Annotated in this window: 24 protein-coding genes; 10 read left to right on the forward strand and 14 right to left on the reverse strand. The window is 62.8% G+C overall.

The window, feature by feature from the left end; genetic code table 11:
• Nucleotides 1–24: 24 nt before the first annotated feature.
• The 3 genes from cydB to QM694_RS06785 form a co-directional block, all read right to left on the reverse strand.
• On the reverse strand, nucleotides 25–1,023 hold the full coding sequence (cydB, locus tag QM694_RS06775; protein ID WP_415006184.1) for a cytochrome d ubiquinol oxidase subunit II: 999 nt from the start codon (nucleotides 1,021–1,023) through the stop codon (nucleotides 25–27).
• Nucleotides 1,020–2,444: a cytochrome ubiquinol oxidase subunit I gene (locus QM694_RS06780; RefSeq protein ID WP_415006185.1), complete on the reverse strand. Its 1,425-nt coding sequence runs from the start codon at nucleotides 2,442–2,444 to the stop codon at nucleotides 1,020–1,022. Before QM694_RS06780 ends, cydB begins: the two co-directional genes overlap by 4 nt.
• Before the next feature lie 101 nt (nucleotides 2,445–2,545).
• Nucleotides 2,546–2,938: a hypothetical protein gene (locus tag QM694_RS06785; RefSeq protein ID WP_415006186.1), complete on the reverse strand. Its 393-nt coding sequence runs from the start codon at nucleotides 2,936–2,938 to the stop codon at nucleotides 2,546–2,548.
• A 122-nt stretch (nucleotides 2,939–3,060) separates the two neighbouring features.
• Between QM694_RS06785 and QM694_RS06790 the strand changes: the two genes are divergently transcribed.
• The 8 genes from QM694_RS06790 to der all read left to right on the forward strand — a co-directional run bounded on the left by QM694_RS06790 (nucleotide 3,061) and on the right by der (nucleotide 8,982).
• Nucleotides 3,061–3,633 carry an NnrU family protein gene (locus tag QM694_RS06790; protein ID WP_415006187.1) on the forward strand — a complete coding sequence of 191 codons (573 nt, stop codon included), beginning with the start codon at nucleotides 3,061–3,063 and terminating at the stop codon, nucleotides 3,631–3,633.
• Nucleotides 3,633–4,190 (forward strand): NnrU family protein, encoded by a 558-nt coding sequence (locus QM694_RS06795; RefSeq protein WP_415006188.1) that lies wholly within the window; start codon nucleotides 3,633–3,635, stop codon nucleotides 4,188–4,190. Before QM694_RS06790 ends, QM694_RS06795 begins: the two co-directional genes overlap by 1 nt.
• An 8-nt stretch (nucleotides 4,191–4,198) precedes the next feature.
• On the forward strand, nucleotides 4,199–5,017 hold the full coding sequence (gene panB, locus QM694_RS06800) for a 3-methyl-2-oxobutanoate hydroxymethyltransferase (RefSeq protein ID WP_415006189.1): 819 nt from the start codon (nucleotides 4,199–4,201) through the stop codon (nucleotides 5,015–5,017).
• Between the two features lie 41 nt (nucleotides 5,018–5,058).
• Nucleotides 5,059–6,420 (forward strand): multicopper oxidase family protein, encoded by a 1,362-nt coding sequence (locus tag QM694_RS06805; protein ID WP_415006190.1) that lies wholly within the window; start codon nucleotides 5,059–5,061, stop codon nucleotides 6,418–6,420.
• A 63-nt stretch (nucleotides 6,421–6,483) separates the two neighbouring features.
• Complete coding sequence (locus QM694_RS06810; RefSeq protein WP_415006191.1) at nucleotides 6,484–6,645, forward strand: hypothetical protein; 162 nt, start codon at nucleotides 6,484–6,486, stop codon at nucleotides 6,643–6,645.
• 51 nt (nucleotides 6,646–6,696) lie between these two features.
• Nucleotides 6,697–7,353: a tetratricopeptide repeat protein gene (locus tag QM694_RS06815; RefSeq protein WP_415006192.1), complete on the forward strand. Its 657-nt coding sequence runs from the start codon at nucleotides 6,697–6,699 to the stop codon at nucleotides 7,351–7,353.
• A gap of 1 nt (nucleotide 7,354) precedes the next feature.
• The gene (locus QM694_RS06820) at nucleotides 7,355–7,636 is read left to right on the forward strand and encodes a hypothetical protein (protein WP_415006193.1); all 282 of its coding nucleotides are present in this window, start codon (nucleotides 7,355–7,357) and stop codon (nucleotides 7,634–7,636) included.
• Nucleotides 7,633–8,982 carry a ribosome biogenesis GTPase Der gene (der, locus tag QM694_RS06825; RefSeq protein WP_415006194.1) on the forward strand — a complete coding sequence of 450 codons (1,350 nt, stop codon included), beginning with the start codon at nucleotides 7,633–7,635 and terminating at the stop codon, nucleotides 8,980–8,982. Before QM694_RS06820 ends, der begins: the two co-directional genes overlap by 4 nt.
• Nucleotides 8,983–9,119: 137 nt before the next feature.
• Here the strand turns inward: der and QM694_RS06830 are convergent, their stop codons facing one another.
• From QM694_RS06830 to QM694_RS06865, 8 genes are all read right to left on the reverse strand, one after another.
• Nucleotides 9,120–10,403: an RsmB/NOP family class I SAM-dependent RNA methyltransferase gene (locus QM694_RS06830; RefSeq protein WP_415006195.1), complete on the reverse strand. Its 1,284-nt coding sequence runs from the start codon at nucleotides 10,401–10,403 to the stop codon at nucleotides 9,120–9,122.
• 3 nt (nucleotides 10,404–10,406) lie between these two features.
• On the reverse strand, nucleotides 10,407–10,832 hold the full coding sequence (locus tag QM694_RS06835) for an MAPEG family protein (RefSeq protein WP_415006196.1): 426 nt from the start codon (nucleotides 10,830–10,832) through the stop codon (nucleotides 10,407–10,409).
• Between the two features lie 3 nt (nucleotides 10,833–10,835).
• Nucleotides 10,836–12,305 (reverse strand): IMP dehydrogenase, encoded by a 1,470-nt coding sequence (gene guaB, locus QM694_RS06840; RefSeq protein ID WP_415006197.1) that lies wholly within the window; start codon nucleotides 12,303–12,305, stop codon nucleotides 10,836–10,838.
• Between the two features lie 83 nt (nucleotides 12,306–12,388).
• Nucleotides 12,389–12,727, reverse strand: a complete 339-nt coding sequence (locus QM694_RS06845) for an MmcQ/YjbR family DNA-binding protein (RefSeq protein WP_415006198.1) — start codon at nucleotides 12,725–12,727, stop codon at nucleotides 12,389–12,391.
• The gene (locus QM694_RS06850) at nucleotides 12,727–13,146 is read right to left on the reverse strand and encodes an EVE domain-containing protein (protein ID WP_415006199.1); all 420 of its coding nucleotides are present in this window, start codon (nucleotides 13,144–13,146) and stop codon (nucleotides 12,727–12,729) included. Before QM694_RS06850 ends, QM694_RS06845 begins: the two co-directional genes overlap by 1 nt.
• A gap of 4 nt (nucleotides 13,147–13,150) precedes the next feature.
• Nucleotides 13,151–13,780 (reverse strand): glutathione S-transferase family protein, encoded by a 630-nt coding sequence (locus QM694_RS06855; protein ID WP_415006200.1) that lies wholly within the window; start codon nucleotides 13,778–13,780, stop codon nucleotides 13,151–13,153.
• A gap of 105 nt (nucleotides 13,781–13,885) precedes the next feature.
• The gene (locus QM694_RS06860; RefSeq protein ID WP_415006201.1) at nucleotides 13,886–14,596 is read right to left on the reverse strand and encodes an RlmE family RNA methyltransferase; all 711 of its coding nucleotides are present in this window, start codon (nucleotides 14,594–14,596) and stop codon (nucleotides 13,886–13,888) included.
• A complete protein-coding gene (locus tag QM694_RS06865; protein WP_415006202.1) occupies nucleotides 14,593–15,672 on the reverse strand; it encodes a Ppx/GppA phosphatase family protein in 1,080 nt (359 codons plus the stop codon). Before QM694_RS06865 ends, QM694_RS06860 begins: the two co-directional genes overlap by 4 nt.
• Before the next feature lie 209 nt (nucleotides 15,673–15,881).
• On the opposite strand from QM694_RS06865, the gene QM694_RS06870 reads away from it, so the two are divergent.
• Both QM694_RS06870 and QM694_RS06875 read left to right on the forward strand, forming a co-directional pair.
• Nucleotides 15,882–16,736 (forward strand): sensor histidine kinase, encoded by an 855-nt coding sequence (locus QM694_RS06870; protein WP_415006203.1) that lies wholly within the window; start codon nucleotides 15,882–15,884, stop codon nucleotides 16,734–16,736.
• Nucleotides 16,733–18,682, forward strand: a complete 1,950-nt coding sequence (locus QM694_RS06875) for an ATP-binding protein (protein ID WP_415006204.1) — start codon at nucleotides 16,733–16,735, stop codon at nucleotides 18,680–18,682. The genes QM694_RS06870 and QM694_RS06875 overlap by 4 nt, the downstream gene beginning before the upstream one ends.
• Before the next feature lie 11 nt (nucleotides 18,683–18,693).
• Here QM694_RS06875 and QM694_RS06880 read toward each other — a convergent pair whose 3' ends face one another.
• The 3 genes from QM694_RS06880 to QM694_RS06890 form a co-directional block, all read right to left on the reverse strand.
• Nucleotides 18,694–19,305: a hypothetical protein gene (locus tag QM694_RS06880; protein WP_415006205.1), complete on the reverse strand. Its 612-nt coding sequence runs from the start codon at nucleotides 19,303–19,305 to the stop codon at nucleotides 18,694–18,696.
• A gap of 86 nt (nucleotides 19,306–19,391) precedes the next feature.
• The gene (locus tag QM694_RS06885) at nucleotides 19,392–20,576 is read right to left on the reverse strand and encodes a hypothetical protein (RefSeq protein ID WP_415006206.1); all 1,185 of its coding nucleotides are present in this window, start codon (nucleotides 20,574–20,576) and stop codon (nucleotides 19,392–19,394) included.
• Nucleotides 20,573–21,175 (reverse strand): polysaccharide biosynthesis/export family protein, encoded by a 603-nt coding sequence (locus QM694_RS06890; RefSeq protein WP_415006207.1) that lies wholly within the window; start codon nucleotides 21,173–21,175, stop codon nucleotides 20,573–20,575. Before QM694_RS06890 ends, QM694_RS06885 begins: the two co-directional genes overlap by 4 nt.
• Nucleotides 21,176–21,200: the final 25 nt, after the last annotated feature.

Below are 21,200 nucleotides of genomic sequence, written 5' to 3' on the forward strand. Positions count from 1 at the left end.
CAAACCACAGGAGCCTGCCCGCCATCAGTGATAGCCGCCGCGGCCCACCTTGCCGCGGAACACCCAGTAGGAATAGGCGGTGTAGATGAGAATGATCGGTACAAGCACGACAGCGCCGACCAGCAGGAAGCCCAGGCTCACGTCTGGCCCCGCCGCCTCCCAAATGGTGACGCTGTTGGGCACGATATGGGGATAGAAGCTCACCCCCAACCCGATGAAGCACAGCACGAAAATGCCGAGCGCGCAGAGGAAGGGCGTGAGCTCCTTCTCCTGCGTGAGGCCGCGCATCAGCAATAGCGCAAGGCCAAGCGTGAGCAGCGGAATGGGCAGCGCAAAAGGAATGGCGGGCCATGAGAACCAGTGCATGCGGTAGATGTCATTGAGGAACGGCGTCCACAGACTCACAAGGCCGATCAGCGCCAGCGTGGCGGGGGCAAGGATGAGCGCCGAATTGCGCATTCGCTTTTGCAGATCGCCTTCCGTCTTGTAGTTGAGCCACGTGGCGCCCAGCAGCGCATAGCCGACGACCAGCGCCACGCCGGTGAGCAGGCTGAAAGGCGTGAGCCAGTTCCACCAGCCGCCCGCATAGGCGCGGTTTTCAACCGGAATGCCCTGCACCAGCGCCCCCAATGCGATGCCCTGCGCAAAGCTGGCGATGATCGAGCCCCACGCAAACGCCCAGTCCCACAGGAACTTGCCGCGCCTGGTCTTCCACCGGAACTCGAAGGCGACACCGCGAAAGGCCAGCGCGATGAGCATGGCGATGATCGGCGCATAAAGGGCGGGCATGATGATGGAATAGGCAAGTGGAAACACCGCCAGCAAGCCGCCGCCACCCAAAACCAGCCAAGTCTCGTTGCCATCCCATACGGGGGCGACGGAGTTCATCATGTCATTTCGGTCGGCTTCGGTTTTGTTGAACGGGAACAGGATGCCGACGCCGAGATCGAAGCCATCGAGAATGACATAGGCCAGAACCGCGATGGCGATGATCGCCGCCCAGATCAGCGGAAGATCGATCATGGCGTTCCTCCCTGAGACGGCAGATCGCCGGTCTGCTCCATGACCGGCGCAGGCGAAAGGCCGTGGGCGTGCGATGGCGCATCGGCCTGCAGCTCTTCCTCATCCACATGCGGCGGCTTCGCCATGAGGCGCAGGATGTAAAACGTGCCGGAGCCGAACAGCGCGAAATAAACGATGACGAACACGATCAGCGACGTGCCGACCGCTGCCGCATCAACAGGCGACAGCGAGTCAGTGGTGCGCAAAAGCCCATAGATCGTATAGGGCTGGCGGCCCACCTCCGTGGTGATCCACCCCGCCAGCACGGCAGCAAATCCGGCAGGCCCCATCACGAGGGCCGCGCGGTGCAGCCAGCGCGACATGAAAAGTTCGCCCCTCCAGCGCGCCCAAAGGCTCCACAGGCCAAGGCCCAGCATGGCGAAGCCCAGCCCCACCATCACACGGAAGCTCCAGAAGATGATGCCGACCGGCGGCTCCTGATCATCGGGGATGGTGTCGAGGCCGGGCAAGGGCTCATAGAGTCCGTGCTTCAGGATGAGCGATCCCAGATGCGGAATCTCCACCGCATAGTCAATGCGCTTCTCGGCCGCATTGGGAATGCCGAACAGGATCAGCGGCGCGCCTTCCGGGTGGCTGTCATAATCACCCTCCATTGCGAGAACCTTGGGCAACTGATGCTCCAGCGTGTTGAGGCCATGCTGGTCGCCGGCGAGAATCTGGATGGGCGCCACGCACACCAGCATCCACATGGCCATCGAGAACATGACGCGGCTTGCTTCCGTGCGATGCCCCAGCAGGAAATGCCACGCTGCGACCGCGCCCACCACAAGTGCCGTCGTGAGATAGGCCGCCAGCACCATGTGAACGAGGCGATAAGGCAGCGAGGGATTGAAGATCACCGCCCACCAGTCTGCCGGAATATATTGCCCCGCTGCGTTGGTGGTGTAACCGGCTGGCGTCTGCATCCAGCTGTTCACGGCCAGGATCCAGAAAGCCGACAGGAACGTGCCGAATGCCACAAATGCGGTGGCAAGGAAATGCAGCTTGGGGCCCACCCGCTCGCGGCCAAACAGCATGACGCCCAGAAAGCCCGCTTCGAGAAAGAAGGCGGTGAGCACCTCATAGCCCATCAGCGGCCCGATGACCGGGCCTGCCTTGTCGGAAAAGACGCTCCAGTTGGTGCCGAACTGGTAGCTCATCACGATGCCCGACACGACGCCCATGCCGAACACGATGGCGAAGATCTTCACCCAGTAATTGAAGAGATCAAGAAAGACCCGGCGCTTCGTTCGCAGGAACAGGCCGTTCAGCACCATGAGATAGCTGGCGAGGCCGATGGTGAAGGCGGGAAAGATGATATGCGCGCTCACCGTGAAGGCGAACTGCAATCGCGCCAGCGTTAGCACATCAGGCATTGCCATGAGAGACCATCCGCGCCGTGTGACATTAAAGACTATTTAGGCTGTCGCGCCGCCAGCGTCCACCACACAGCACCGGCCTGCGCCAATCCGGCGCAGAGGGATTAGAGAATATAGATCCTGATCCAGCCATTACTGAACAGCCGCGCACCCACGATGCGGCTGAGCGGAATGCCCTTCTTCGCAAGAATTTGCCGTGCCTCGGGATTCGCATTGAGAGCCGAACGCAACTTGGCGATGCCGCCGGCATTGCGATCCGCCATGATACGCACATCATAGGCACGATCATTGCCGGGAATGCGGGGGCCAAGCTCAAGCACAAGATTGTTGACCGCAATACCCCTGACAGGATGAAGGCTTCGCACCTTAGCCGCAACGCTTCCCGCGCTCATGATGGCGCTTTCGGCGCCAACGGGATCAGCAGAAGCCACGCCCGCGAGCGGCGCAGCGGACAACAGGAACAATGCAGTGAATACTGCGGCGGCAAAACGGTTCATCGGAAAACTCCTCGGCCAATCACTCACTGCAAATATAGCACCTCCCGCCGCGCTTCAAAGCGCCGCTGTTGGTTCTGTCCCCGATTTCCGGCATAAGAGGCCCGCAAGAAAGGGTACCCCTGATGGCCATGCTCTGGATCGGACTTCTGCTGTTTGGCGGAATACATTTGTTCATCGCGCTCTTCCCCGCCGCGCGCACCGCATTGAAAGCGCGGCTGGGCGAAGGGCCGTGGAAGGGCCTCTTCTCGCTCGTCTCTCTGGCGGGGCTGGCGCTGATCATCTGGAGCTATATCCGCCTGCGCAACGGCGATATCGAAACCACCATGGCCTATATCCCGGGCGCGGGCGCCAAGCACATCACCATGACGCTGGCGCTACTGGCCTTCATCCTGTGGGGATCGGGGCACGGCAAGGGCTATATCAGGCTGTGGGTGCAGAACCCGATGTCGGTGGGCTTCGTACTGTGGGCGGTTGGCCATCTGCTGGCCAACGGCAAGACATGGGACGTGGCGGTGTTCGGCACGATCCTGGTGATCGCTTTGGTTGACATCATCGTGTCGATGCTGCGCGGCAAGCGGCCTTCCTACGAGCCGCGCCTCCGTTCCGATATCATCGCCGTGGCGGCGGGCGTGGTGCTCTATGCCGTCTTCCTGTTCGGCTTCCATCCTTATGTGCTCGGGCTTCCGGTGGTGTGATGATCCTTCTGTTTCTGGCGCTTGTGGTGTTCGCCGCCGTGCATCTCGTGCCGGTGTTTCCCGGCATCAAGGATGGCCTAATTGCACGCTTTGGCCGCAAGGCATTTGGCGCGCTGATGAGTGTGACCGGGCTTTTCTGTCTAGCCCTGCTCGTTGCCGCGTGGCGCAATGCACCGTCGGATTTTGCTTATGTGCCGGGTGATTGGGGGCGCTACGCCAATTTCGCGCTGAGCCTGCTGGGCGTGATCTGCGTGAGCATCTTCATCTTCCGCGGCAGCCTGAGACAGCGCCTGCGCTTTCCGCTGGGGATCGGCGTGGTGCTGTGGGCTCTTGGCCATCTGCTTGCCAATGGCGATACGCGCAGCCTGCTGCTGTTCGGGGGATTGGGTGCGCTCGCCATCGCGCAGATGATGATGGCAGCGAAACATGGCGTGCGACCCTCGCCCGAGGTGCGGAGCGGCCATGATCTTCTGTCCATCGTCATCGGCGTGGCGCTGTTCGGCATTCTCACCCAGCTTCACGCCTTCGTGGTGGGCGTTCCCATTCTCAAGCTCTAGGAGTTTCCATGTCGGTTCATGCGTCAACCAAGCGCCTCACGGCTACGGACATCGCGGCACGGAAAGGCGGCGACCCGATCGTCTCGCTCACTGCCTACCACGCGCATACCGCCGCCATCGCCGACAAATATGTAGACTTCCTGCTGGTGGGCGACTCGCTCGGCATGGTGATGCACGGCTTCGAGACGACGCTGCCGGTGCCGCTCGACCTGATGATCATGCATGGCCGCGCCGTGATGCGCGGCGCCAAACATGCGCTTGTGGTTGTCGACATGCCCTTCGGCTCTTACGAGGAAAGCCCCGCGCAGGCCTTTCACAACGCCGCGAAGGTCATCAAGGACACGCAATGCGGGGCAATCAAGCTCGAAGGCGGAAGGCGCATGGGCGAAACCATCCGCTTTCTCACCGAGCGCGGCATTCCGGTGATGGCGCATATCGGGCTGACGCCGCAATCCATCAACACGCTGGGCGGCTTCAGGACACAAGGCCGCACCCATGCCGAATGGGCGGCGATCGAGGAAGACGCGCGCGTGGTGGCGGAGGCCGGTGCCTTTTCGGTGGTGCTGGAGGCCTTGGCCGAGCCTTTGGCCGCCAAGATCACCAAGACCATTCCCATCCCCACCATCGGCATCGGCGCATCCGCCGCCTGCGACGGGCAGATCCTGGTGATGGAAGACATGCTGGGCCTATCGCCGCGCGTGCCGAAATTCGTCAAGGAATTCGGCGAAGTGGGCAAGGCCATCGAACGCGCCATCAGCAGCTATGCGGCGGATGTCCGTTCACGGAGCTTCCCAGAGCCCGCCAATACCTATGACGTGAAGGATTAGCCCATCACGCATTCGCCACAACTGATGGTGAGAATGGCGGCATGGATCACCTCCCCCTCCCTCGGCTAACGCGGCGCGCCTTGCTGTGCGCGGCGGCTTTGCCATGGGCGCGGCTGGCGCTGGCAGCGGATGATCCCGTCACCATCACCGCCCAGCGCACCGATGCGCAGCTTCTGGCGAATGACAGCCCAAAGTCGGCGATCTGGAGCTTTGCCGAGGGCATGACACCGCGCATCATCCGCGCCACGCAAGGGGAAGAGCTGAAACTTCATTTCGACAATACGCTCGATTTCGAGATGTGGTTGCACTGGTTCGGCATCCGGGGCCCGTTCGACAAGATGAGCTTCAACGTGCCGGCGGGCGGCTCGGGCTATGACGCCGTGTTCACGCCGCCCGATGCGGGAACCTTCTGGCTGGGGCCATTGCAGGATGTGTCGCGCCTCCGCGACATGGGGCTTTATGCCATGGTAATTGTCGCCGAGCGCGACGCGCCAAAGGAATTGTCCGATGTGCCGCTGGTGCTGGACGACTGGCGTCTCGGCGATGACGGCGTAATCTCGGCCAATTTCGGTGACGTTGAAACCATGGTGGGCGAAGGGCGGCTGGGCAACTGGTTCACCGTCAATGGCCGTTTCCGCCCGCATATTGCACTCGAGCCCGGGAAATACAGCCGCCTCCGCATTCTGAACGCCGCCAATGTGCGCACCATGGGGCTTCTGTTCAAAGGCGGCGATCCGCTGCTGATCGCGCTGGACGGCCAGCCGGTGAAGCCCGCCCAGCTTCCGGAAGGCGCCTTCAAGCTGGCGCCCGGCCAGCGGGCCGACCTTCTGGTGAGCCCATCGCAAAGCATGACGCTGGCGCTCGACCTGTTCGAAGACGTGGCTGAGATCGCCTATCTCGATGCGGTGAAAGAAGGGCCGCATGTCGACCTGGCCGAAAACTTTGCCCTGCCCGCCAACCCGATTTCGGTGAAGCTCGACATGGCCGCTGCCCGCCATGCGCCGCTGGTGATCGAGGGCGGCATCAAGGGCGGGCTCAAATCAGCGGAGTTCAAAGGTCAGACGCTGGACCTGCGCGGCCTTCTGGAAAACGGCATGGGCTGGGCCTTCAATGGCATGGCAGGCCCCGGTGGCCCCGCCGTCGTGGCGGCGAAGACCGGCGAAACCATCGTGCTCGACGTCGAGAACCGCACCACCTTCGAGCAGCCCATTCATATTCACGGTCACGTCTGGCGGCTGGTGCGCGAGGACGGCGAAGCGCCCTGGCGCGACACGGCTGTGATTCCCGCCCAATCCTCCCTCTCCTTGGCCTTCTTGGCCGACAATCCCGGCACCTGGGCCATTCAGAGCCTGATCGCCGAGCGCGCCGATGGCGGGCTCCTGACAGGTTTTACCGTCGGCTGAATACAACTTTAGCGAAAGTTTAACCTCTTGGTGCCCTGATGGCCCGATACGCGCGAGGCCATCATGCTGATCGAGATCGTCGGTTTCATTGCCGGAGTTGCCGTTGTGCTGGGAGGTGCCGCCGCCTTCCTCAGCCTCGAACGCTGGCGCGCCATTGGCCAGGTCTATGGTGCGAAGCCCGCCAGGCGCCGGCCGGGAAATGCCTTGATTTGGCCTAGCCACTGATTTACGCCCCCTCTTCGTGACGGGCGCTGCGCCCGCTGAGGAGCCTTCAATTTGAGCGACGATTCCCTGTTTCGCGAGGTGGATGAGGAAGTCCGCCAGGATCAATACAAGAAGCTGTGGGACCGTTATGGCAACGCCATCATCGCCGCCTGCGTGGTGCTCGTGGGGCTCGTCGCCGCCTTCAAGGGCTGGCAATACTGGCAGGTGAAGCAGTCCGAAACTGTGGCCGAAAGCTTCTTTTCAGCCGCCAAGCTGGCGGAGGGCGGCAAGGCTGCCGATGCCGCCGCCGAGTTCAAGACCATCACCCAGACGGGCTATGCGCCGCTGGCCCGCATGCGCGAGGCGGCAAATCTCGCCGCCAGCGGCAAGGCCGCCGATGCGGTAACGGCCTATGACGCAGTGGCCGCCGATGCCAATGTCGATGCGTCGCTCCGCGATTCCGCCCGCTTGCGCGCCGCCTATGTGCTGGCCGACACGGCCAAGCCCGATGAATTGAAATCCCGCGTCGCCAGCTTTGATGCAGCGGGCAATCCCTGGCGGCATGCGGCGCGCGAAATTATGGCGATCGCCGCCTGGCGCACCTCGGACTACAAGCTCGCTTCGACTGAGGTCGAGGCCATTCTCGCCGATCCGGAAACGCCGGGCGCGCTGCGTCAGCGCATGACGGCGCTGCACGATCTGCTCGTTCCCCTGCTGGCGGCGAAATAACATGCGCAAGATTGTCCTCTTCACCCTGATCGCCGCATCGCTTTCTATCGCGGGATGCTCCAGCATCAACAAGCTCACCGGCCAGACCGACGACACCATCCTTCCCGGCCAGCGCGAGGATGCCATTCCGGGCAAGCCCGTCTTCCCCGCGCCGGGTGAGGCACGCCAGATCGACCAGCCCGGCGGCGGCACGGTGACCGCCAACCAGAACATCGGCTGCGCCGACGACGACACGGCCTGCAAGAACGGCACGGGTGGCGGCGACTCCAGCCCGCAGCAATGAGTTTCACCGCCGCCATTCTCGGGCGCCCCAATGTCGGCAAGTCCACGCTGTTCAACCGGCTCGTCGGCCGCAAGATCGCGCTTGTCGATGACCAGCCGGGCGTCACGCGCGACCGCCGCGAGGGTGATGCCAAGATCGGCGATTTGAAGTTCACGCTGTTCGATACGGCAGGCCTTGATGAGGCAAGGCGTGACACGCTGGAGGCCCGGATGAGCGCCCAGGCTGAAACCGCCGTCAACGATGCCGATGTGGTGCTCTTCGTGATCGACGCCCGCGCCGGTGTCACGCCCATCGACCGCGAATTCGCCGAGCGCATCAGGAAGCGTGGCAAGCCCGTGCTCCTCATCGCCAACAAGGCGGAGGCGAGCGCCGCCGATGCGGGCGTGATGGAGGCCTTCTCGCTGGGCTTCGGCGACCCCATCGCCATCTCCGCCGAACATGGCGAAGGGCTGGACCAGCTTTATGATGCGCTGCTGCCCTATGCCGAAGCGCAATCCAAAGACGATGAGGAGACCGACGCTGAGCGGGCCGTGGGGCCGCTCCGCCTCGCCATCATCGGCCAGCCCAATGCCGGAAAATCCACCCTCGTCAACGCCATGCTGGGCGAGGAGCGCATGCTGACCGGCCCCGAAGCCGGGATCACCCGCGACGCTATCTCCTCCGACTTTGAATGGCAGGGCGAGAAGATCAAACTATGGGACACGGCGGGCATCCGCCGCAAGGCCAAGGTGACCGGCAAGATCGAGAAGCTCGCCGTCTCCGATGCGCTGCGCGCCATCCGCTTCGCGGATTGCATCGTGGTGCTGATCGACGCCTCGATGCCGATTGAAAGCCAGGACCTCACCCTGTGCAACCTCGTGGCTCAGGAAGGCCGCGCCATCGTGCTGGCCTTGAGCAAGTGGGACATCGTCGAGGACAAGCAGAAGACGCTGAAGCAGGTGGAAAGCGATCTCGAGGACGTACTGCCGGAAATCCGCGGCGTGCCCGTGGTGACGCTCTCCGCCAAGCAGGAGCGCGGCATCGACAAGATGATGAATGCCGTCTTCGCCGCCGTGGCGCGCTGGAACAGCCGCATCCCCACATCGCAGCTGAACCGCTGGCTGGAAGGCACGCTGGAGCGAAATCCGCCCCCCGCCCCCGGCGGCCGCCGCATCAAGATCCGCTACATGACGCAGCCCAACGCCAGGCCACCCACCTTCGCGATCTTCGGCAATCAGCTGTCCAAGATGCCGATGAGCTACCAGCGATATCTCATGAACGGCCTGCGCGAGACCTTCGACCTCAAGGGCATCCCCATCCGCTTCAGCCTGCGCGGCGGAAAAAACCCGTTCGACAGGGAGAAGTAGGCGCTTTCCTTCTCCCCTTGCGGGAGAAGGTCCGGCGAAGCCGGGGATGAGGGGTCGCACTGACATCTGCCGCCCACCCCCTCATCCGTCTCGCGCTGACGCGCGATCCACCTTCCCCCGCGAGGGGGGGAAGGAAATCACCCCCTCCGCATCACGCTGACGAAGAATCCATCCGTGTCATGCCGGGCCGGGGTCATCAGCAGCGTGTTCAGTGAACCATCGGCGGATTGCGGCGGTTCGGTTCCGATGGCCTGCCGCCATTGCTCCGCATACGGAATGAGCTGCACATCCGGGTGCGCGGCGAGGAACGCCTTCACTTGCGCCCCATTTTCCTCCGGCAGAACCGAGCAGGTGATATAGACGAGACGCCCGCCGCGCTTCACCAGTTTGAGTCCCTTTTCAAGCACTTGCCGCTGGTCCTTCAGCCTTTGGTCGAGCTGCTTTCGGGTGAGCCGCCATTTGGCGTCGGGCTTCCGCCGCCACGCGCCCGAGCCTGAACAGGGCGCATCGATCAGCACGCAATCGAAACTCTGAGGCTCAAGTTTCGCGCCCTCATCCGCCGCCACGACCTCGATGTTGGTGGCGCCGGAGCGGGTGATGCGTTCGAAGATCGGCCGCAGGCGGTGGCGATCCGTGTCGTGGGCGACGAGGCGGCCTTCGTTCTGCATCATCGCCGCCAGCGCCATCGTCTTGCCGCCAGCACCCGCGCAGATATCGGCCACTTGCTCTCCCGGCTTCACGCCCGAAAGAAGTGCAGCGACCTGCGAAGCAGCATCCTGCACCTCATACCAGCCGCGGCCGTGGGCGGGCTCAGCCTCGACATTGGCATTGCGCGTGTCGTGCCCGGGCGGGGCGATCCGCACGCAGAGGGGCGACAGAGGCCCCGCCACCGCGCCGAATTTTTCCAGCGCCGCCAGCACCTCTTCTCGCGAGGCCTTGAGTGTATTGGTGCGGAGATCGATGGGCGCGCGGCCCGCCAGCGCCGCCCCCTCCTCCGCCGCGCGTTCTCCAAAAGCCTGCGTGAACAGCGGCATCACCCATTCCGGCAGATCGCCTTTCACATGGTCCGGAAGATCAGCCCGAAGCGAGCGGGTGAGTGCCGTTATTTCCGCGTCGCTCAACGCCGTCGGGCCGTGCGCCTCGCCGCCCAGCGCCGCGATGTCTTCAACCGCCATGCCCCACTGGTCGCGCAAGGCGGCCAGCACCAGCGCCCGCGGCCTGCCGTCGCCCATGCGGGCGGAGAGCATGTTGCGATGGCGCAGGCAATCGAACACCAGCGTGCCGATGGCGTGCCGGTCAGTGGAGCCTGCGATGCGATGCGCCTTGCCCCAGTCCTTCAAAGCCTCGGAGGCCGGGCGGTGGCGCTCGAAAATATCGGTGAGAATGTCGATTGCCGCCTGCGCGCGGCCGGGAAGGCGCATGTTCTACCCAATCATAAAAAGCCGGATGCCAAACCACACCCACATCACCGCCAGCACGGCGAAACCTGCGAGAAAAGACCTCATGCGCATCGGAATGTCATTGCTGCCGGTGTGGATGGCGGCGTGAACGATGCGCGTCAGCACAAACAGGCAGGAAAGAATGCCGAGCGCCCAGTCGGCCAAGCGCGTGGCCACGATCATCGCGCAGCAGCCGTACCACATCATCGGCACGTCGAACTGGTTGTCGAAATTATTGCCGAGCAGCCGCACCGGAACCGGCCACGCTTTGGTATCAACGGCGATTTCCTTCATCCGCGCCTCGCCCGCGCGGACGGCGGCAATCCGTGCGCGGATGGTTCTCGCGCCGACCCAGGCTGTCAGCGCCACATGGACGAAGATAGGCGCCATCAGAAGCTGAACCGGCGTCATCGCCTAGTTCTGCCGCTGATAGTTCGGCGCCTCGCGAGTGATCATCACGTCATGCACATGGCTTTCGCGCATGCCCGCACTGGTGATGCGGATGAACTGCGCCTTCTGCTGCAATTCAGGGATCGACGCCGCCCCCACATAACCCATGGCAGCACGGAGGCCGCCAACGAGCTGATGCAGCACCGCGCCCACCGGGCCCTTGTAAGCGACCTGGCCTTCGATGCCCTCCGGCACCAGCTTGAGATTGTCCTTCACCTCCTGCTGGAAATAGCGGTCGGCGGAGCCGCGCGCCATCGCCCCCACCGAGCCCATGCCGCGATAGGCCTTGTAGCTCCGGCCATTGTAGAGATAGACCTCGCCCGGGCTTTCGTCCGTGCCCGCCAGCAGCGATCCGATCATCACCACGCTAGCGCCCGCCGCGATCGCCTTGGCGAGATCGCCCGACAGCTTGATGCCGCCATCGGCGATCACCGGCACATCGCTCTTCATGGCTTCTTCGGCACTTTCGAGAACGGCGGAAAGCTGCGGCACGCCGACGCCCGCAACGACGCGCGTGGTGCAGATGGAGCCGGGGCCAATGCCGATCTTCACCGCGTCCGCCCCCGCCCCCACCAGCGCCTTGACGGCTTCGGCTGTGGCCACGTTTCCGGCAATGATCTGCACCTTGTTGGAGAGCTTCTTGATGCGCGTCACCTGGTTGATGACGTGGATGGAATGGCCATGCGCGGTATCGACCACGATGGCATCGGCCCCGGCATCAACAAGCATTTCGGCGCGCGCGAATCCGGCATCCCCCGTGCCGGTGGCGGCGGCGACGCGCAGGCGCTCATGCTCGTCCTTCGCCGCATTGGGATGGTCCGCCGCCTTCTCCATGTCGTTGACGGTGATGAGGCCCACGCATTTGAACTCATCGTCCACCACGATCAGCTTCTCGATCCGGTACTGGTGCAGAAGCCGCCGTGCCTCGGCGCGGTCCACGCCCGCCTTCACGGTGACGAGATTCTTGTTGGTCATCAGCGAGGCGACCTTGGCATTGGGATCGGTCGCGAAGCGCACGTCGCGGTTGGTGATGATGCCCACCAGCGTACCCTTGTGATCGACCACCGGAATGCCGGAGATTTTGTGCCGCTCCTTGAGCTTCAGCACATCGCCCAGCGTGGCGTCGGGGGCGATGGTGATGGGATTCACCACCATGCCGCTTTCAAACCGCTTCACCTGCCGCACATGCTCGGCCTGAATATCCGCGTCGAGGTTCTTGTGGATGACGCCGAGGCCGCCCGCCTGCGCCATGGCGATGGCGAGCCGCGCTTCGGTGACCGTATCCATGGCGGCCGATATGACGGGGATCGACAGATGGATGCTGCGCGTGAGGCGCGTGGCGGTGGAAACCTGTGCCGGCAGCACGGAGGATGCGCCGGGCTTCATCAGCACGTCGTCAAAGGTGAGATATTCGGGGATGTGACGGGGGGCCATATGCCAACCTCGGAAAATGTTTGGGACTCGCTTGGTTGGCGGCTGTCCTTAACACCCCGGTGACGGCGGGAGCAAGTGGGGGCTTATGCACTCTTGCCGCGCCGCTTTGCAGGCTTCTGGCGAGCCCCTTCCCACGCAAGGCGGAGGGCAGCCTCGAGTTCCGCAAGCGTGAGCTTGGCCAAAAGGCCGGTGGTATAACCCATGCGGCCCCAGCCGCCGGGGACAGGCGAAAACGCTTCCGGCGCGACCGTGCATTTGAGCGCTTGATCTTCCGGCGTAAAACGGAAATTGGCGGATTTTCCGTCCGGCGCGAGGGTCACATAGATGATCCGCGCCTTGTAGGCCGCACGGTCAAAATGCGGATGTTCCTCCGTGCCTTCAAGCGACAGGGCAATGCGCTGGAGATCGGCAGCTTTTGCCATCAGAGCCTCACCCCCATCGCCCTGGCGATCAGCGCCATGTCGCCCTCCTCCACCTCGAACAGGCCGAAGCGCAGCTTGTAGCCCCAGTTCGGATTATCGCCTGCGAAGGAGAGATGCGGCAGCAGCGGCTGGATGGGCGCGGGCGTTGCGTTAAGCCACGCCACATCACGGCGGAACGGTTTGAAATCTCCCGCCATCACGCCCTGATAGGGTTCTCCCGCCTTGACCCGGCCAATGGCGGTGAAGGCCTGCAGCCTGTCCTTTCCGCCATAGGTTTCAGTGGGCGAGTAATAGGCGATCACGTCTCCACGCGAGATGCGCTTCAATGGTGCGGCCTTGCCGTGGTTCACCTGCATGAAGCCCTGCGCACGGCCAATTGCCACATGGTTCGCGGCGGCGACACCGATCCAGTATTTCACGGCTTCAATCCTTCTTCGGCATCAAGTCATTGTCGATCTGCTGCGCGCGCTGGAAGGCGGGCCTGGCAATATGGCGCGCTGTATAAGCCTCGAATGCCGGCCGCTTCTCGATTGCCCCCGTCATCATCGCGAAATTGAGAAAGGCAGTCATGTAAAGATCAGCGGCGCTGAAGCTGTTTCCAGCCAGAAAAACGGTACCTGCAAGCGCCTGTTCAAGCGTGTTCAGCACATCTTCATAACTGCCATATCCGACCCGGCTGCGGTCTTGTTGCGTTTCGGGTATAAAGCCGAGCGAGCGGTCGACGGCAGCATATTCCGCCGGAGCTGCCGTGAAGAAAAGCCAGCGGTAATAAGCTCCGCGCGCGGGATTGCCCGAAGGCGGCACGAGCCCCTTGTCCGCAAACGCATCCGCAAGATAGGCAACGATTGCCGCCTGCTCAGTGACAACCACGTCTCCGTGGCGGATCGCAGGCACCTTGCCCATCGGGTTGATGGCCGTATAAGCAGCGCCTTTCATCTCCGCGCCGTATTGGACGATCTCGGTTCGGTAGGGAACGCCGATTTCCTCCAGCATCCAGCGGACCGTGCGGCCGCGCGACATAGGGTTGGTGTAGAAGATGATTGGCTTCGTCATGGCATCTCTCCCTTTCACATTGGGCAATGCCTAACTGATTAAAATGTCAGGAGCTGTCAGCAGCATCGCATCAAGGGGAAAACCCTTAAGCGGCGTGGAAGGTTCCTATCCAGGCTGCCCCCGGAATCCCATCGCCAGCACGAAGAGCTCGGCTGAGTCATCGCGGCTGGCCATCGGCTTCACATGGCGCACCGTGGCAAAATCGGTCTTCATGGTCTTGAGGATGTCGCCTTCCGTGCCGCCGCGCAAAACCTTGGCCAGATAGGTGCCGCCGGGTTTCAGCACCTGCCGCGCGAAATCGAGCCCCGCTTCGGCAAGCCCCATGATCTGGATATGGTCGGTCTGGCGGTGGCCTGTCGCATGCGCGGCCATATCTGAGAGCACGCAATCCGCCTTCTCGCCGCCCAGCGCCTCGATTAGCAGTTTCGGTGCGTCCTCGTCATAGAAATCCTTGTGGAAGATCGTCACCGCCGGAATGGGGTCCATGCCGTGCATGTCGATAGCGACGACCTTGCCCCGGCCCTCCTCCGCTTTCACGCGCTGCGCCGCCACCTGGCTCCACCCGCCGGGGGCCGCGCCCAAGTCCACGATGCGCCCGCCGGGTTTCAGGAATTTATATTTGTCGTCGATCTCGATCAGCTTGAAGGCGGCGCGCGAACGGTAGCCGAGCTTCCGCGCCTCGCGCACATAAGGATCGTTGAGCTGGCGCTCCAGCCAGATCTTCTGCGAGACGGTGCGGCCCTTGCCGGTCTTGACGCGCACCTTGAGGCTGCGCCCTGAGGTGGGCTTGCCCTTGCCGCTGCCGGGACGGCTCATGCCCGCCTCCCGTAAGCGCCGTCCTGCTTCATGAGCTGGGTGAGAATGCCTTCGCGCAGGCCGCGATCGGCCACGCGGATACGCTTGGCGGGAAAGGCCTCGCGGATTTCTTCCAGAATGGCGCAGCCCGCCAGCACGAGATCGGCGCGTTCGCGCCCGATGCACGGATTGGCGGCGCGCTGGTCATAGCCCATCGACAGCAGATCGGCGGTGACCGCGCCGATGCCGCCGCTGTCCAGCCAGCAGCCATCGACGCGCGAGCGGTCGTAGCGCTGCAACCCCAGTTGCACGCCCGCAATGGTGGTGACGGTGCCAGAGGTGCCCAGAAGGTGCGACGGCTCGTTCGTGCCCGCGACAGTTTTCACCCGCGCCGCGAAATCCGCGACCATGGGCCGGAGATAGGCGCGCATGGCGGCAAAAGACTGGTCCGTCACATCGACACCGCCGCCGAAGCGCTCGGAAATGGTGACCACGCCCGCCGCCAGCGATGTCCACGCGGCGATCTCGAAGCGCTGGTCTCTCTTCTGCATCCACATGACTTCCGTGGAGCCGCCGCCGATGTCAAACACCAGCGCCGTTTCGGCCTGGGGGTCAATCAGCGGCTCGGCCCCCGTGGCGGCGAGGCCAGCTTCCGTCTCGCGGTCGATGATTTCGAGCTTCAATCCCGTTTCAGAGGTAACGCGGGCGATGAATTCCGCCCCGTTCTCCGCCATGCGGCAGGCTTCGGTGGCCACGAGGCGGGCCTTGGTGACATTCCGCCATTTCAGCTTGTTGGCGCACACCCGGAGCGCATCGACGGTGCGCGCCATGGCGTGGTCATGGAGCCGCCCCGTCTGGGTCAGCCGTTCGCCCAGCCGCACTATGCGCGAAAACGCATCGACGACCGTGAAGCCATTCTCGCCCGGTGTGGCGATCAGAAGCCGGCAATTGTTGGTGCCCAGATCGAGCGCGCCATACAGATCCTCGGGACGGAAGGTCTTTTGCCCGCCCCGCTGGTCCTGCGGGCGGCCATGGCCGCCCGTTACGTTCGGTCTGCGCCGGAAGCGGGATTGCCCCGCTTCAATGGTCGCGTCCAAATTAACCTTCCAGTGACAGCCGGCGCTCGACGAACCTCGAGGGTTAACGGAGCGGGCCAGCCATCCAAAACATTTGCGTTGGCGCCAATGTAACAGTTAACGCGCTGATCTCAAAGCCCCGGCAGCCGCCGATCATTCCGTATGGTGCTCTTACGTTAACCCGCCATTGAGACGTTCCACCCTAACACTTGCTTTGGAGCGGGAGACGGATGCGCACCTACGGTTCAAGCTGGTTCAAGAAGGATTCGCTGATTGGCGAATTCGCCGATCATCTTGGCGTGGCCATTACCCAGCGCAAGCAGGCGGTAGCGCTCACCGCCGCCAAGGTGGATGCAGAGCTGGCGTCCAAGGCCAAATCCGATTTCATCGCCAACATGAGCCACGAGCTGCGCACGCCGCTCAACGCCATCATCGGCTTTTCCGACATGCTGACCTACCAGAACGTGCCGGCACCCGAAAAGGTTCAGCAATATTCAGGCTACATCAAGCAGGCGGCGGAACACCTGCTGTCACTGATCAACGGCATTCTCGACGTCTCCAAGATTCAGGCCGGCAAGCTGGCGGTGGACCGCGAGCCGATGGAACTGAAGCCGGTTCTGAATTCCTGCCTGCTCATCATCGAGACCAAGGCGCGCGAAAAGCGGATCAACATGGAAGTCTCCATCGATTCGAATTTGCCCACGCTGATGGCCGACCCGCTGCGGCTAAAACAGATTCTCATCAACCTTCTCGGCAACGCGGTGAAGTTCACGCCCGAACTGGGGCGCATCCGCGTCGAGGCGATGCAGATCCAGCCGGGTTTCGCGGCGGTCGCCGTAACCGACACGGGCCCAGGCATGACGCCCAGCGAAATGGATACCGCCATGCGGCCCTTCGGCCAGGTGGACACGGCCTTCAACCGCCGACATGAGGGAACGGGCCTTGGCCTCCCCATCGCCCATGCGCTGGCGCGCTTGCACGGCGGCGATCTGCGCATCGAATCCCAGAAAGGCGCGGGCACCCGCGTCACCGTCATTCTTCCCACAACCGAAGACAACACTTCTCCAACGGCGCAAACCCCATGAGCACCCAGCCCGGCCCGATGCTTCGCCCTACCCCCACTACCGTGGCGCCCGTGGCGTTGCAGGAACAGCCCCAGCGCGTGGGCCGGATCGTCGCGGTGACAGGCGCCCATGCGGTGATCCTGATCGATCCTGAAACCAAGCAGCTTTCCGGCGAGCGCGAAAAGAGCCCCGAAATCGGCACGCTGCTGAAAGTCGATACGGCGAAATCCGTTTCGCTCGCCATGGTGTCGGCCTTGAGTTCGCCGATGCCCAGCCACAGCCCGGATGAGCGCGAGCTGCGCATCGTGGAAGTGGAATTCATGGGCGAACTGCCGAAAGACCAGCGCGGCATTCCCGCAGGATTCCGGCGCGGCATTTCCTGCTATCCCTCTCTTGGAGACACGGTCTACCGCGCCAACAAGACCGAACTGGGCATGGCCTATGCCGCCGATACCGAAACCGCCATCCGCGTCGGCCACATCACCCAGGATTCCTCCATTCCCGCCATGATCAAGATTGACGAAATGCTGGGCAAGCATTTCGCCGTATTGGGCACCACCGGTACCGGCAAAAGCTGCACGGTGGCGCTGATCCTCAGGCGCATCCTGGAGAAAAACCCGCAGGCCCACATCCTGCTTCTCGACGTGCACCGCGAATATGCGCAGTCCTTCAAGGAGCTGGCCGAGGTCATCTCGCCAGACAACATGAACCTGCCGTTCTGGCTGCTGAATTTCGACGAGGCCGTTGAAATCCTGATCGGCCAGCAGCCCAACCGCGAAACCGATGTGGAAGTTCTGCGCGAACTGATCCCGATGGCCAAGCAGCGCTATATGAACAATGCGCGCCGCGACCGCGGCCAGCAGCGCGTTGGCGGCATGATCGAAAACATTCCCGTGGGCGTGGATACGCCTGTTCCCTATCGCGTCTCCGACCTGACGGGCGTGCTCGACGAATATATCGGCAAGCTGGAACTGCGCGGCGAACTCGCCCCCTACAAGCGCCTGAAGGCCAGGCTTGAAACCATCTCGCGCGATCCCCGCTACGCCTTCATGTTCGGCAGCCTGACGGTGCAGGACACCATGGCGCAGGTTCTGGCCCGCCTGTTCCGCGTGCCCGTCAATGGCAAGCCAATCGCCATTCTGGAACTGGGTGGCCTGCCGGGCGAAATCATCAACGTGGTGGTGTCGGTGCTGGCGCGTCTCGCCTTCGACTTCGCCGTATGGGGCGGCGGGCGCATTCCCATCACCTTCGTCTGCGAGGAAGCCCACCGCTACGTGCCCATCGACAGGACATTGGGCTTCGAGCCAACCAAGCGCGCTATCAGCCGCATCGCCAAGGAAGGGCGCAAATACGGCGTGTCGCTCTGCATGGTCACCCAGCGCCCGGCCGAACTTGACCCAACGATCCTCTCCCAGTGCAACACCATTTTCTCGATGCGCCTCACTAACGAGCGCGACCAGGACATTTTGCGCGCCGGCATTTCCGATGCGGCGGCGAGCCTCATGACATTCATGCCCACCATGGGCACCGGCGAAGCGGTGACTTTCGGCGAAGGCGTGGCGCTGCCTACCCGCATCAAGTTCGACATGCTGCCGGCCGACAGCCTGCCGCGCAGCAACACCGCCTCGTTCACCAAGAACTGGGCGATGGATCTGCCCGACGACAGTTTCCTGCACGAGGTGGTGGGCCGCTGGCGCGCCCAGAGCCACAATCCCGACGGGCTTGGCTATGCCGTTGAAGCGGCGCCCGCCCCCGCGCCACAATCCATGCCGCCTCAGCCGCAGCCCATTTATACCGCTGCTCCCGCGCCGCAGCCGCAGCCCTCTCTCCGGCGGACAATCCCGCAGGGCAATAGCGGCTTTGGTCAATCGCCCCAACCCGCGCCCGTGCAGCAACCGCCCGCCGCGTCGGGCACAACGAGCAACCAGCAAAGCCTTGCCAGCCTGATCCGCCAGTTCAGGAACTAACTCGCGGAACCTCAGAGTTTTTCACGGCCACGCTGCGCGGCGTGGCATTGCGAGCAGGAATGCGGCTCCGGATTCCGGATTTTACATTCCGCGATGGCCTGCGTGCGGGCGGCCGTTTCAGGTGCAATCTTCGTTTCCAGCAGCGATGGCCAATCGAGACACGCATCGTGGCAGAACACGAACAGGATGCAGATTGGCTTGCAGTCCCTCACATTCATGCACCATGAAAAGTGCGCGGTATTGTTGGTAGTCCACCTGTCGCCGCTGTTTCCACAATTATAGAGAACATTGTCCACAGCGGCAATCGTCGCCGCATTCGCATAAGCGGTGCAGGCCGTGCAGCGCTCTACCAGATCGCGAATGGCGCCGGTGCGCGATGCGGTGGCGTCATCGCCGCCATTCAGGCAAATCCCGTTCAGAAGCGCGCGATCCGTGGAAAGATAGGAGTTGCCGGGCTCGAGACCGCAGCCGCCCAATTTCTGGATCTCCTGGGCATGCGCCAGCCATTCATCAACCACCTCGGGGCAAAGTGGCGGATCGGGAATGGGTTGCGCTGAAGCGGCGGCGGGCCACGCAAGAACAAGGCTGAGTGCCAGCCAGGTCAAAGGCAAGAGCGTCCGCATGTCATTCCCCCGTCGAGAATGTGTCAAACGGACTTGCAGGCCTCACGCCCGCAAGTCATTAAACCGGATCGATCAGACGTCAGAACTTATGGCAGCAGAACGAAATCGCGCGCGATGGTGACATAGCCATAGTTGCGCTTGGCGGTCTGGCCATCCTCGCGCTGCAGGATGAATTGATACCCCGCCACCATGCGCCAGTATTCGGTAAAGCGATAAGTATAGGTCGGTGAAATCGACAGCGTCTTCTCGTTGAAGCCGTGGCCGTCCGGGTCGCCGCTGAGCGTGTAGGACGTCGACAGGCCGATGGTGGAATAATCATTGATGCGGTGCTGAACGCCAAGCGAGAAATTCAGCTGGTTGACCAGTTTTCCATCCGTGGACGGATTAAGGCCATAATCAACGCCGCCGGAAAAATTGGTTTCCTTGAGCGCGTATTCGAACCCCGCATTCGCAAGGCCGCCGATCGAGGTACTGTGATCGCGCGGCGTGCCGGGCAGCAGCAGGTTATCGGCATAGGTGTCGAGCAGGCGTACGCCCGCGCCGGCATTCACCCTCAGCCGCTTGCTGAGCCGCGTGTTCACATCCTCGCGGAGATAATACATGTAGTTCAGCGTATCGGGCGGATCATCATAGTCATAGATGTCGACGCCCAGCGTGGTGCGGAAATCGGTCAGACGCGTCTGCCGGTTCAGCCATGAAATCGAGGGGGACAGCAGCCGGTAGGGATCGGCGTCGTCGACGCCCTTATAGGTCACGTCACTGGCGCCTACCGCAAATGTGAGATCATTGCGCGCATTCACCTTGTGAAGCACAGATACATTGCCGGAAATCGTCTGCCGGTCGCCCTTGTCGAGGTTGGGTCCGATCTCGGTGAAATTGAGATCTGAAGCGTCTTCCAAGGCGTAATTGACTTCCGCGGTCAAAACATCCCGCTTCCAGTCTTTTTCGTACCGGATGCCTGCGTTCGGCACGAAGCGGTTGGTGAGCTCGTCCGAGCCCTTCCCCGTATAGTAGCGATAGCCCAGATCGCCCGTGAGATTGAGGCGCGAGGTGCGGGTGAGCGCCTGGATATCGACGGAGACGTCGGTCAGCGAGCCGAACACAAAACCCGGGGAATGCAGATCAAGGTTCGGGTTGTCGTCTCCCGACACCCGCTGGCTCAGGCTTCCCTTGATCGACCAATCGGCTGCGCTTGCCGGCCCCGCGGCCGCCAACACAATCAACGCGCACAGGATCCCGCGCGCGCCCTGGCCTCGGCGGCCCAGGTTCATTCGAACAGTCCGCGCTCCGGAACAATAATGACGTCGCCGCCGCGCAGGCGGATATTGCTGGAAACGTCCTTCCCGCTGACGAAGGCATCATAGTCGAAATCGTGGAACTGGGCGTGACCGTCGATGTCACGCTTCACCTTGATGCGGCGTCCCGCGGCAAACGGCGCCAGCCCGCCGGACATCGAGATGGCCTGAACGATGTCGGTGGCCCTGCGGATTTCGAACATGCCAGGCTTGTTCACCTCGCCGGTGACATAGATGAACGGATATTCCTTTGCCTTGGCATCATCGGCCGACTTGGGCTTTTCCTTCACGCCGATGAGCGCCACGTTGACGTCGATATCGGTGGTATATTGCTTGGCGAGCCCGGCCTTGATCGCCGCTTCAACGCCTTCCACCGTCATGCCACCGGCCGTCAAATGACCGACCAGCGGGAAGGCGATGCGGCCATCGGGGCCGACGACAACCTGCTTGTTGAGCTTCGGCTCCTGCCAGACGTTCACTTCAATAACGTCGCCCGGCTTCAACCGGTATGGAGCGGCCTGCGCCAAGCCCACAGCCCAGACAAGCGCCAGCAAAACCGACACCACTCGCCACATGATTATCCCCCGATTTGTGTTTTCC

This window comes from Aestuariivirga sp. (genome assembly GCF_047602625.1).
In the GTDB taxonomy this organism is placed as follows: domain Bacteria; phylum Pseudomonadota; class Alphaproteobacteria; order Rhizobiales; family Aestuariivirgaceae; genus Aestuariivirga.

Excerpts from the sequence above, each read along its gene's own strand:
- cydB (WP_415006184.1), bottom strand. The coding sequence starts at position 1,023 with ATGATCGATCTTCCGCTGATCTGGGCGGCGATCATCGCCATCGCGGTT.
- QM694_RS06780 (WP_415006185.1), bottom strand. The coding sequence starts at position 2,444 with ATGGCAATGCCTGATGTGCTAACGCTGGCGCGATTGCAGTTCGCCTTC.
- QM694_RS06785 (WP_415006186.1), bottom strand. The coding sequence starts at position 2,938 with ATGAACCGTTTTGCCGCCGCAGTATTCACTGCATTGTTCCTGTTGTCC.
- QM694_RS06790 (WP_415006187.1), top strand. The coding sequence starts at position 3,061 with ATGGCCATGCTCTGGATCGGACTTCTGCTGTTTGGCGGAATACATTTG.
- QM694_RS06795 (WP_415006188.1), top strand. The coding sequence starts at position 3,633 with ATGATCCTTCTGTTTCTGGCGCTTGTGGTGTTCGCCGCCGTGCATCTC.
- panB (WP_415006189.1), top strand. The coding sequence starts at position 4,199 with ATGTCGGTTCATGCGTCAACCAAGCGCCTCACGGCTACGGACATCGCG.
- QM694_RS06805 (WP_415006190.1), top strand. The coding sequence starts at position 5,059 with ATGGATCACCTCCCCCTCCCTCGGCTAACGCGGCGCGCCTTGCTGTGC.
- QM694_RS06810 (WP_415006191.1), top strand. The coding sequence starts at position 6,484 with ATGCTGATCGAGATCGTCGGTTTCATTGCCGGAGTTGCCGTTGTGCTG.
- QM694_RS06820 (WP_415006193.1), top strand. The coding sequence starts at position 7,355 with ATGCGCAAGATTGTCCTCTTCACCCTGATCGCCGCATCGCTTTCTATC.
- der (WP_415006194.1), top strand. The coding sequence starts at position 7,633 with ATGAGTTTCACCGCCGCCATTCTCGGGCGCCCCAATGTCGGCAAGTCC.
- QM694_RS06830 (WP_415006195.1), bottom strand. The coding sequence starts at position 10,403 with ATGCGCCTTCCCGGCCGCGCGCAGGCGGCAATCGACATTCTCACCGAT.
- QM694_RS06835 (WP_415006196.1), bottom strand. The coding sequence starts at position 10,832 with ATGACGCCGGTTCAGCTTCTGATGGCGCCTATCTTCGTCCATGTGGCG.
- guaB (WP_415006197.1), bottom strand. The coding sequence starts at position 12,305 with ATGGCCCCCCGTCACATCCCCGAATATCTCACCTTTGACGACGTGCTG.
- QM694_RS06845 (WP_415006198.1), bottom strand. The coding sequence starts at position 12,727 with ATGGCAAAAGCTGCCGATCTCCAGCGCATTGCCCTGTCGCTTGAAGGC.
- QM694_RS06855 (WP_415006200.1), bottom strand. The coding sequence starts at position 13,780 with ATGACGAAGCCAATCATCTTCTACACCAACCCTATGTCGCGCGGCCGC.
- QM694_RS06860 (WP_415006201.1), bottom strand. The coding sequence starts at position 14,596 with ATGAGCCGTCCCGGCAGCGGCAAGGGCAAGCCCACCTCAGGGCGCAGC.
- QM694_RS06870 (WP_415006203.1), top strand. The coding sequence starts at position 15,882 with ATGCGCACCTACGGTTCAAGCTGGTTCAAGAAGGATTCGCTGATTGGC.
- QM694_RS06875 (WP_415006204.1), top strand. The coding sequence starts at position 16,733 with ATGAGCACCCAGCCCGGCCCGATGCTTCGCCCTACCCCCACTACCGTG.
- QM694_RS06880 (WP_415006205.1), bottom strand. The coding sequence starts at position 19,305 with ATGCGGACGCTCTTGCCTTTGACCTGGCTGGCACTCAGCCTTGTTCTT.
- QM694_RS06885 (WP_415006206.1), bottom strand. The coding sequence starts at position 20,576 with ATGAACCTGGGCCGCCGAGGCCAGGGCGCGCGCGGGATCCTGTGCGCG.
- QM694_RS06890 (WP_415006207.1), bottom strand. The coding sequence starts at position 21,175 with ATGTGGCGAGTGGTGTCGGTTTTGCTGGCGCTTGTCTGGGCTGTGGGC.